Consider the following 633-nt stretch of genomic DNA (forward strand, 5'->3'; position numbering starts at 1 on the left):
GTCAGTTCAGAGGGGTAACTAATATCGAATTCTTTATGTACAGGTTATCCAAAATATACGCCTAGTCCACAACTTTCCGGACTGATCCCAAGGAAGGCCTCCAACTTTTAAGCTTGATCCAAAACAAACTGAAGATTGAGATGAAAAAGCTTAACGCATAAAAAAAGGTCTTTTCCTGAAGGAAAAAGACCTTTCTACTTTGTGGTATCAGCTGGAATCGAACCAGCGACACAAGGATTTTCAGTCCTTTGCTCTACCAACTGAGCTATGATACCGTTTTGTTGGGACTGCAAATGTAAGTTCTTTTTCCCATAAACACTATTATATTGGCAACATTTTATCACGAAAAGAGATAGCTACTTGATTATGAGAGAATAATTTTTAGGTTCTGAGCTTGAGCGTTCATTTCTATGATTTAATACGTGTTGCCCTAGCAAGCGCCATGAACTTTGAATTTTTAAGATAAAGCTATTGGGGATCAAGCAGAAGAGCTGGGTGGGCAATCCGTCAAAAGAATTATGTTGATTTTTGAAAGTTGTAGGCACGCGTGCTCCCCTGGCCATCTTAACCAGCTGCATCCCAGCCATGGAAAAACAAAAAAGCCCGTTAGTATAACTAACGAGCTTCTGTTTT

The 633-nt window shown here is 39.5% G+C and carries 1 protein-coding gene and 1 tRNA gene; both read right to left on the minus strand.

What is annotated here, in order from left to right:
- Positions 1–202 precede the first annotated feature (202 nt).
- A tRNA-Phe gene (locus J3P37_RS22860) sits at positions 203–275 on the minus strand.
- 81 nt (positions 276–356) lie between these two features.
- Positions 357–633 (minus strand): hypothetical protein (locus J3P37_RS22865; protein WP_256014460.1); only part of this gene is annotated, 277 nt, incomplete at its 5' end.

The sequence above is a fragment of the Desertivirga xinjiangensis genome (assembly GCF_024436435.1).
GTDB lineage: Bacteria > Bacteroidota > Bacteroidia > Sphingobacteriales > Sphingobacteriaceae > Desertivirga > Desertivirga xinjiangensis.